This window comes from Rhodococcus sp. 05-2254-6, assembly GCF_002258565.1.
Lineage (GTDB): Bacteria > Actinomycetota > Actinomycetes > Mycobacteriales > Mycobacteriaceae > Rhodococcoides.
In genome coordinates, this window is the sequence record NZ_NOZF01000174.1 from 1 (window position 1) to 9047 (window position 9047).

The window sequence follows — 9047 nt, forward strand, 5'->3', positions numbered from 1 at the left end:
GTGGACCTTGTCCACCGCTGCCTCACCGGACGGAATCTCCGCAACCGCGAGACGTTTACGAAGATCGGCCAATTTACCCGCAGTGGTATGGATATCGGGGGCTTCGGCCGACCCGTGTGCAGTGGAATCCTGGACGCTGGTCATGGGGAACCACTTTAACTGCGAGTGTGATCTGCGCCCCGACCGAGGGTGGTCGGCGACAGGCCGTCGGCCTGTCGGCGAGCCCATATGCTGGTGCGCATGTGGACAAACCTCGATCGGCCACCACTGGACGTCCGCGCGCTTCGTCGGGCACTGGTGGACGGCCCGCAGGCCTCGTGGTCCCGGCTGGACGTGGTGGCGGAGACCGGTTCGACCAATGCCGACCTGATCGCGGGGGTTGCGAATTACGCAGACCGGACGGCATTGATCGCCGAACACCAGGACAGCGGACGTGGCAGGCATGCGCGACCGTTCTCCGGCGCGCCTCGGTCGCAGATCCTCGTGTCGATGCTGCTGAAGTTCCCGGGAATCGATCCCGCCGTGCTCGGGTGGGTGTCGCTCATGACCGGAATCGCTCTGGTCGACGCGTTGCGCACCGTCGGTGAAGTGGACGCTCGGCTGAAATGGCCCAACGACGTCCTCATCGGAGGTAAGAAGGTCTCGGGCATCCTGGCCGAGGTCGCCGCGCACGGACCGTCGCCCACTGTCGTCATCGGGCTCGGGGTGAACGTGACGATGACCGTCGACGAGCTGCCGGTACCCACGGCGACGTCATTGGCGCTGGAGGGGGCCGCGGTTCTCGACCGCGACACGTTGGTTCGGGCGATTCTGCGGGGGATGGCCGCCGAGGTGGACTCGTGGCGGGACTCGAACTGGAACACCGACGCCCTCGCCCACCGGTACCGGGAGAGGTGCGGCACGATCGGGCAGCGTGTGCGAGTCGATCTGCCCGGCGGCGACGAGAAGGTCGGAACCGCGGTCGACGTCGACGAGCACGGCCGGATCGTGATCGAGGTCGAGCACCCCGGGTCCGATCACCCGTCGGTGCTGGCCGTGGCCGCCGGTGATGTCACTCATCTGCGACCTCTCGCGTGAGACCATATCGACTCGACGGAAGTCGTAGCGAGTAGTCAGGAGTGCACGTGGGTTATCCACAGGACGCGTTGGCCGACGAGGAAGAGCTCCTGCTTCATCATCACCCCCACTGGAAGATGCTCGTCCTGCCGTCGGTCACGTTCGTTCTCGTCACGGGCCTGGCAGGCGTCGGGCTGGGGGCCGCGAGTGCACGCCTCGAATCGACCGCTGCGAACGCCGCCATGATCGCCACAGCGGTGCTGTGGGCGGCGATCGTCGTGTGGCGGTGCCTGGTGCCGCTGATCAGCTGGAAGTGCACGCATTTCATCGTCACCGATCGACGAGTGTTGATCAGACAAGGCGTGCTCACCCACTCCGGCATCGACATTCCGATGAGCCGAATCAGCAATGTGCAGTTTCGACACGGACTGATCGACCGGATGTTGCGGACCGGCACGCTGATCATCGCCTCGGCATCGGACGACCCACTCGAGTTCGACGACATTCCGCACGTGCAACGCGTCCATTCGCTGCTCTACCAGCAAGTATTCGACTCGATGGAGTACCGTCGCGAACCCGTGCACGGCCGGGAAGCGGCGTTCGAGCCGACACCCGAGGATTCGGCCGGCGAGTCCAAGCCCGGTTGGCGAGCCGGTAAACGCAGGTAACACAGGCTGTTCTCACCTTCGAACCGTAGGGTGACCGATGTGACCGACGTGCTGCTTGCCGAAGACGACGAAGCCATTGCTGCACCCCTGTCCCGAGCGCTCGGGCGCGAGGGCTACACGGTGACCGTCGAACAGACCGGCCCCGCCACCCTTCAGCGTGCGCTGGACGGAAAATTCGACCTGTTGATACTCGACCTCGGCCTGCCGGGGATGGACGGCCTCGAAGTGTGTCGGCAGGTGCGTGCCAACCGATCCGAGGTTGCCGTACTCATGCTCACCGCACGCACCGACGAGGTCGACTTCGTGGTCGGTCTCGACGCCGGCGCCGACGACTACGTCGGTAAGCCCTTCCGGCTCGCCGAGCTCATGGCCCGCGTACGGGCGTTGCTCCGCCGCCGTGGTGCCGGGGAGGATTCCCCGATCGAGGTCGGTGCGATTCGTCTCGAGCCCGCTGCCCGACGCGTCCTGGTCGGTGGCACCGAGATATCTCTCGCCAACAAGGAATACGAGCTGCTCAAGGTCCTGCTCGACCATGCGGGCCAGGTCGTCTCTCGCGAAGTGATCCTGCGTGAGGTCTGGGGCGACGCAGAGTTGCGCGGATCGAAGACTCTGGACATGCACATGTCCTGGCTGCGTCGCAAGATCGGCGACGAAGGGCCGGTGGCCGAGCGTCGCATCGCCACGGTGCGCGGCGTCGGCTTCCGTATCAACAGCGACTAGCGGTCGATGCGGCGTCGAATTCTGGTCTCGATTCTCGCCGTCGTCGTGATGACGGCGTTGCTGCTCGGTTTGCCCCTGATGTACACCGCTTGGTTGTGGGTAGAGGATTTCACCCGCAACGACCTGCAGGCACGCCTGGATCGAATGGCAGCGGAGATCATCTCGCAGGAAGGGTCTGCGGGGCTGATCGAGGGTCAACTCGACATCGGCTCGCTCCGGTTGGCGATCCCGCAGGGCGGCCGGCTCGTGGTCATCTATCCGACTCCGGAGGATGCCGCCTCGCGCGCGGACATCGGGCAGTCGTCCGTGCCTCGCCCGCTGGTGGAATCGCTGTCGATGGGTACCTCGGGTTCGCTTCGCCTCGAAGTGCCGTCCGACGACATGCGGTCCCTTCAGCGCCAAGCGCTGGGAGCGGTGACGCTCGTCGTTCTCGCATCTGCGATGGCAGGCACCGTCGTGGCCGTCGTGACGGCCAAGCGCCTGGCCGACCCGCTGCAGGATGTGGCGCGGCGAGCTGCTCGCCTGGCCGAGGGCGACTTCAGGCCGGATCCACGACGGCACGGCATCGCCGAACTCGATCGGGTCTCGGAGGTTCTGGACTCGGCCACCGTCGAGATCGCCGGACGGCTGCAGCGTGAGCACACGTTGGTTGCCGATGTCTCGCATCAGCTTCGCAGTCGCCTGACCGCTGTCCGTCTACGCCTGGACGAAATTTCCACACACCCGGACCCGGCGGTGGTAGACGAGGCCAACGAGGCGATGGACCAGGTGGATCGGCTGACCCTTGCCATAGACGAGCTCGTTCGATCCTCTCGTAGTGACGGCGCGGCCGACGCGCACGAGGTCTCGGTCGTCGAGGAACTGACAGGAACCATCGTCGAATGGCAGCGAAACTTCGAGGACGTGGGTCGTACCCTGGCGATCAAGGGCGACGCGGATCTGAAGGCCTCGGTGACCGGATCGCGCTTGCGCGAAGCGGTCTCGGTGCTGATCGACAATTCCCTGGTGCACGGAGAGGGAGCGTGCACGGTGGCGGTTCGAGCCGTCTCGGCCGTCGAGAGCACGGAGGGACGCCGCGAGAGACTGGTCTGCGTCGAGGTCTCGGACGAGGGGCCAGGGGTGAACAACGAACTTGCTCCGCACATCTTCGACCGCGGATTCTCGGGAGCCGGCTCCACCGGTGTCGGGCTCGCACTGGCCCGGGCGCTGATCGAGGCGGACGGCGGACGTCTGGAACTGCAGCGACGCCGCCCGGCACTCTTCTCGGTGTTCCTGCCTGCGTGGCGGGAACCGTCGCCTGCGGTGCCTCGGCGCGAACCGCGCTGAGCATCCCAGGGTCGGTGCATCTCAGGGGTGGTGCATCTCAGGGTTGGTCGAGTGCGTCCGCTGCGTCGGTCGGATCCTCGTTGCGTTCGGCGTCCACTTCCAGGATCGTGCGCGCGTTGTCCTCGGGGAAAGCGAAGCGCCGTAGTGCCCAGAACCGGAATGCCATCTGCAACAGGTTGCCGATGATGTAGTTGAGGACGAAGTCGATGATGACCACGGTCGTCAGGGATTCGCTGGTATCGCGGATGTCGAAGACGTTGTTCGCGATCCACAGCGGACCGGCTGCGATGAGCACACCGATACCGCTGATCGCGAAGAAGAGCAGTGCCTCGTGGTGCCGCTCGCGTCCGCCGCGGTGTTTGAAGGCCCACTCACGGTTGAGGAAGTAGCTGAGCAGGGTGGCGAGGACACCCGAGATGATCTTGGCGATCACCGGCTTCTGCTCGAGCACCGTCAGGCTGAGCGAATAGAAGATGACGAGGTCGAAGACCATCGTCGTGCCACCCACGATGGCGAACTTGATCAGCTCACTGTGCCGAATCGCGAGGTCCCGAAGGGGCGTGGGTAAGCGCTGGAGCACGCTTGCGATCGTCGGCACAACGGTGAAGTCTACGAAACACATTCCGGTTCCGCCGAACCGAGGCTCCGATCATCAGGGTTTCCACAGGTCCTCGCCGAGTCCGCCGTCTCGAGTGAGACTGCCGGTTCGGACCGAATGAGTGCGACATGACACCATGGTGAGCCGTGACAGGTACCGAACCGCGCCCCACTGCTGCGCGCCCGTCGTCGACCGGAATGCCCGTGGTGACGATGATCGGCGGCGGTCAGCTCGCCCGCATGACTCATCAGTCCGCGATCGAACTCGGACAGACTCTTCGCGTTCTCGCCGCCGGTGCCGACGAGCCGGCAGCTCAGGTCAGCCCCGACGTCGTCTTCGGCCACCACGACGACCTCGATGCGCTGCGCACTGCCGCGACCGGATCCAATGCGCTCACCTTCGACCACGAGCAGGTGCCCACCGCGCACCTGGAGACTCTCGTGGCAGAAGGGGTCAACGTACAACCGCCGCCGAGCGCGTTGATCTTCGCCCAGGACAAACTGCGCATGCGTCGCAAGCTCGCCGAACTGGGCGCGCCCGGTCCCGCCTACGCGGAGGTCTCGTGGGCGCAGGACGCGATCGCGTTCGGCGACGAGCACGGCTGGCCGGTGGTACTCAAGGCAGTGCGCGGCGGCTACGACGGGCGCGGAGTCTGGATGCCCGCCGACGCCGAGGAAGCCGAGGAGATCGTCACCGCACAACTCGACCTGGGTGTACCGCTCATGGTGGAGGAGAAGGTGGCCATGCGCCGTGAGCTGTCGGCGATGGTGGCGCGATCACCGTTCGGCCAGGGAGCTGCATGGCCCGTGGTGCAGACAGTGCAGCGCAACGGCCAGTGCGCGGTGGTGCTGGCACCGGCTCCCGACCTCGACGAGGACGTGGCCACGTTCGCAGGCAGGCTTGCCCTCGACATCGCAGGTGAGCTCGGCGTGGTCGGAGACCTCGCGGTCGAACTGTTCGAGACCACCTCCGGCAAGCTCCTGGTCAACGAACTGGCCATGCGACCCCACAACTCCGGGCACTGGACCATGGACGGGTGCCGCACCTCGCAGTTCGAGCAGCACCTGCGTGCGGTACTCGACTACCCGCTCGGTGACACCGATCCACTCGCTCCGCTGACGGTCATGGCCAACATTCTGGGCGCGCCGCAGGCCCCCGAGATGACGATGGACGAGCGGCTGCATCACCTGTTCGCCCGAATGCCCGATGCGAAGGTGCATCTGTACGGCAAGGGCGAGCGCAAGGATCGCAAGATCGGACACGTGAACATCCTGGGCGCGCAGTCGGGTTCGCTCGCCGACCCCGCCTACGTGGCCTCGGTGCGCGAGCGAGCCGAGCGCGCAGCGCACTGGATGTCGCACGCCGAATGGACCGACGGATGGGACCCGCACGATGACTGACAACACGATCGACTCAGGCCCATCCGTCGGCCTGATCATGGGCAGCGACTCCGACTGGCCGACGATGGAAGCCGCGGCAGAAGCGCTCGTGGAGTTCGGAATTCGCTTCGAGGTTGGCGTCGTGTCCGCGCACCGCACCCCGCAGCGCATGCTCGACTACGCCCGCGAGGCCGCAGGTCGGGGGATCCGCGTCATCATCGCCGGGGCCGGGGGAGCGGCCCACCTCCCCGGCATGGTCGCGTCGGCCACGCCGTTGCCGGTCATCGGCGTGCCGGTGCCGCTGAAGTACCTCGACGGTATGGACTCGCTGCTCTCGATCGTTCAGATGCCCGCCGGAGTCCCCGTGGCCACGGTCTCCATCGGCGGTGCACGCAACGCAGGGTTGCTCGCGGTACGGATTCTCGGTGCCTCCGATCCGGCTCTGCAAGAACGGATGTCCGCGTTCCAGGCCTCACTCGAGGCCATGGTGCTCGAGAAGGACAAAGCTCTGCGCACCACTCTGCTCGGGTGAGCGCAGCCGTGTCACGAAGCGAGCAGATCCGGCGCGCCGGTCGCGGTAGTCGGCAGTCCATGCTGGTGACGCGGCTGGCGCTGTTCTATGCCCGACTCTGGCGCGGCACGGCGCGTTTCGACGACGAATTCTCCCTGTTCGTGTGCACCGGTCTGCGTGGCGGATTCGGCCGCGGCGGAACGACATTCGGCGGTGCCTACCTGACGAAGGGCAACACCGCCCGTCGGGTACTGCGACACGAGGCCGTCCATGCAGACCAATGGGCGAACTTCGGGGTCACCTTCCCGTTCCGCTACCTCGCCGAAGAAGCGCGACATCGGGGCCCGGCGAACAAGTACGAGATCGAGGCCGGACTCGCCGACGGCGGCTACCGTCAGCCCGGCTGAGCAAGATTGCCGGTGACCTTCTCGGTCTCGGCGCGCCGCTGCGACTTTTCCTCGTCCGGGTGTGCCACCTGAACCAGCGACGCCCCCACGACGAGTACCGAGATCAGACCGTCGATCAGCTCGTCGGCTGTGGTCCAGGACGCGCTGGACATGACCCGATCCGAGGCCGTCCAGGCCCGTGCGTCGGCTCGCTCACGAGCGGCCGCGAGAACGTCGTCCACCGAACGTCCGTCCAGCGCCGCGGCTGCGCTCCCGGAACCCGCGCTCCCGGAACCTGCGACCCTGAACTGATCGCCGTGCACCCGCACCGATGTCGCGTAGTCGGTCATCCCGATCGGCAGATCGGGGACCGCCTTGCCGAAGGCGTCGAGCGAGAAGGCCAGCACTTCGTCTGTGTCGGGAGCCTCGTCGAGCCGATCACCCGACACCATCGCGACGTCCGCGGAGTCGTCGGCCCCGAGGATCACCTCGCCGCCTGCCCACCAGATTCCGAGCAGCGCCGCAGCCGTCTGCCAGTGCGCGGGCAACAGCACACTCACCCTGCCACCCACCTCGAAGCCGAACTCGTCGCGCAACAGATTGGCGGTCTTGGCCGCCCAGTTCGCGAGGGTCACCGCCGACACCTCGACCCGCTCACCGGTCGCGTCGTCGTAGAACGTGATGCGCGGACCGGCCGGATCGGCGGCGAGAATCGGGTCGAGCAGGGTCTGAGTCAGATTCGAAGCCACCCCACGACCCTAGATGACGCTCGACGACTCCGATTCACACGCTCTGAGCGAACGCCGATCAGTTGACGCACATCGGGCCGACGGAACCGGCGTCGATCGGAGCAGCCGGTGCCTCGGGAACCGCCGTACCCGACTCGGGAGCAACGGTTTCCGCCGTCGCGGCCTGACCCGAGCCCGGCCCCGCGTAGTCGTTCGCGAGGACCACCCGAACGGTATCTGCCGACAGGGTGTCGTCCGCGGTGATCTGCAGTCCGCCGAGCGCTGCCGAGACGGCGCGCGCGGCATCGCTGTCCACATCGGCAGCCTGGATGCGGCTCGCCGAGATCGACGCGCCCTCGTAGTTTCCGATGGTGCCGTCGACGTACCCCAACGCCGTCAACGAACCGGCGACACCGTTGGCCAGCCCGTCGATACCGCTGTCGTTCGCGACGTCGACGGTCACCGTCGACGGATCGACAGCCGGCGCGTCCGAATCCTCGGCGTTGGCCTCCGCCGAATTACCGTCGGCGAGCAGGCCTGCGACGTACTTCTTCACCGCAGCGGGATCGACCTGCACGATCGATTCGCCGTAGTCGGTCGTCGCATTGATGTCGACTGCCGGAATCGTCTCGAACTTGACCTTGCCGCCGGCGAGATCCTGCAGGCGAGTGGCGAACTGCAGAATGTCCCAGTCGGAATCGAGAGTCACCGATCGCTGCACCGCGGTGCTGAGTTGGCCCAGTTTGCCGGGGTTGCTCAGCGTCTTGGCGCTGAGCACACTCCGCACGAGCGAGGCCATGAACACCTGCTGGCGCACGATGCGGTCCAGATCTCCGCGCGGAAGATCGTGCCGCTGTCGGACGAAACTCAGAGCCTGCGAACCGGAGAGATTCTGCTCGCCCGCGGGGAAGTTCGCACCCGACAATGGTTCTTGCACAGGGTTGTTCAGGCACACCGCGACACCGCCGACGGCATCGGTCAGCAGCACGAAGCCGAGCAGCCCCACCTCGGCATAGTGATCGACGGTGATGCCGGTGAGGTTGGCGACCGAATCGATGAGGGCCTCGCGGCCGGCCTCGGTCGCCTGGGATTCGGCATCGGCGTCCGTCACCCCTTGCTCGACCAATTCCAGTCGCTTGTTCTCCTTGGTCGCGCCGTACGCGGCGTTGATCTTGGACATGCCGATACCGGGTACCTCGACGTACGAGTCCCGCGGAATGGAAATCGCGGTGGCCGACGAACCGTCGTTCGGAACGCGGATCAACACGATCGTGTCGGTGTTGGATGCCACCTCTTCGCCGGCATTGAGGGATGCGAGTTCTGCGGGGGACAACGCATTGCCGTGGGCATCGGTACGACTGTCCGTGCCGACCATCAGAATGTCGACGGCGCCGTCGGCGGCTCCGCCGAGACCGAGACCACCCGCGGTGGCGATATTGGAGCGCAGGCTGTCGACACTGCGCCACGCGAAACCGGTCACCAGCAGGACGAGAATCGAGAACACTGCGACCGCGACGTGGGTCGCGGGCCATCGGGTACTGCCGACGCGAGGGCCCCTGCCGCCGGATCCGGGTCGCTCGACGCCACCGCGAAGAACGCCGCACCGGAGAACGCAGACATGGCGCTCCCAGCGAACGCGCGACCAGATCGCGTCGTCCCGATCGGCGAAGCCCTC

At 66.3% G+C, this 9047-nt stretch carries 10 protein-coding genes; 7 read left to right on the top strand and 3 right to left on the bottom strand.

The annotated features are described in order from the left end of the window. Positions 1 to 240: 240 nt before the first annotated feature. Genes CH256_RS23625 through CH256_RS23640 form a run of 4 tightly spaced genes read left to right on the top strand, consistent with a single transcriptional unit; the run spans position 241 to position 3770 of the window. Complete coding sequence (locus CH256_RS23625) at positions 241 to 1077, top strand: biotin--[acetyl-CoA-carboxylase] ligase (RefSeq protein ID WP_094642499.1); 837 nt, start codon at positions 241 to 243, stop codon at positions 1075 to 1077. Between the two features lie 47 nt (positions 1078 to 1124). After that, positions 1125 to 1724: a PH domain-containing protein gene (locus tag CH256_RS23630; RefSeq protein ID WP_068045754.1), complete on the top strand. Its 600-nt coding sequence runs from the start codon at positions 1125 to 1127 to the stop codon at positions 1722 to 1724. A gap of 39 nt (positions 1725 to 1763) precedes the next feature. Next, a complete protein-coding gene (locus CH256_RS23635) occupies positions 1764 to 2444 on the top strand; it encodes a response regulator transcription factor (RefSeq protein ID WP_037190266.1) in 681 nt (226 codons plus the stop codon). 6 nt (positions 2445 to 2450) lie between these two features. Beyond that, on the top strand, positions 2451 to 3770 hold the full coding sequence (locus CH256_RS23640; protein ID WP_094642328.1) for a sensor histidine kinase: 1320 nt from the start codon (positions 2451 to 2453) through the stop codon (positions 3768 to 3770). 37 nt (positions 3771 to 3807) lie between these two features. Here the strand turns inward: CH256_RS23640 and CH256_RS23645 are convergent, their stop codons facing one another. Further along, the gene (locus CH256_RS23645) at positions 3808 to 4368 is read right to left on the bottom strand and encodes a GtrA family protein (protein WP_179272203.1); all 561 of its coding nucleotides are present in this window, start codon (positions 4366 to 4368) and stop codon (positions 3808 to 3810) included. A 197-nt stretch (positions 4369 to 4565) separates the two neighbouring features. Between CH256_RS23645 and CH256_RS23650 the strand changes: the two genes are divergently transcribed. Genes CH256_RS23650 through CH256_RS23660 form a run of 3 tightly spaced genes read left to right on the top strand, consistent with a single transcriptional unit; the run spans position 4566 to position 6665 of the window. Then, positions 4566 to 5768 (top strand): 5-(carboxyamino)imidazole ribonucleotide synthase, encoded by a 1203-nt coding sequence (locus CH256_RS23650; protein ID WP_373454867.1) that lies wholly within the window; start codon positions 4566 to 4568, stop codon positions 5766 to 5768. After that, complete coding sequence (gene purE, locus CH256_RS23655) at positions 5761 to 6279, top strand: 5-(carboxyamino)imidazole ribonucleotide mutase (RefSeq protein ID WP_094670819.1); 519 nt, start codon at positions 5761 to 5763, stop codon at positions 6277 to 6279. The genes CH256_RS23650 and purE overlap by 8 nt, the downstream gene beginning before the upstream one ends. Positions 6280 to 6338: 59 nt before the next feature. After that, the gene (locus tag CH256_RS23660) at positions 6339 to 6665 is read left to right on the top strand and encodes a hypothetical protein (RefSeq protein WP_068045751.1); all 327 of its coding nucleotides are present in this window, start codon (positions 6339 to 6341) and stop codon (positions 6663 to 6665) included. Here CH256_RS23660 and CH256_RS23665 read toward each other — a convergent pair. Further along, positions 6653 to 7393 (bottom strand): TIGR03089 family protein, encoded by a 741-nt coding sequence (locus CH256_RS23665; RefSeq protein WP_094670821.1) that lies wholly within the window; start codon positions 7391 to 7393, stop codon positions 6653 to 6655. The genes CH256_RS23660 and CH256_RS23665 overlap by 13 nt on opposite strands. A gap of 58 nt (positions 7394 to 7451) precedes the next feature. Next, positions 7452 to 8876, bottom strand: a complete 1425-nt coding sequence (locus CH256_RS23670; protein WP_094670868.1) for an LCP family protein — start codon at positions 8874 to 8876, stop codon at positions 7452 to 7454. Positions 8877 to 9047: the final 171 nt, after the last annotated feature.

What these genes read in the sequence shown, in the direction of transcription:
- CH256_RS23625 (WP_094642499.1), top strand. Translation starts at nt 241, where the DNA reads ATGTGGACAAACCTCGATCGGCCACCACTGGACGTCCGCGCGCTTCGT.
- CH256_RS23640 (WP_094642328.1), top strand. Translation starts at nt 2,451, where the DNA reads ATGCGGCGTCGAATTCTGGTCTCGATTCTCGCCGTCGTCGTGATGACG.
- CH256_RS23650 (WP_373454867.1), top strand. Translation starts at nt 4,566, where the DNA reads ATGCCCGTGGTGACGATGATCGGCGGCGGTCAGCTCGCCCGCATGACT.
- purE (WP_094670819.1), top strand. Translation starts at nt 5,761, where the DNA reads ATGACTGACAACACGATCGACTCAGGCCCATCCGTCGGCCTGATCATG.
- CH256_RS23660 (WP_068045751.1), top strand. Translation starts at nt 6,339, where the DNA reads ATGCTGGTGACGCGGCTGGCGCTGTTCTATGCCCGACTCTGGCGCGGC.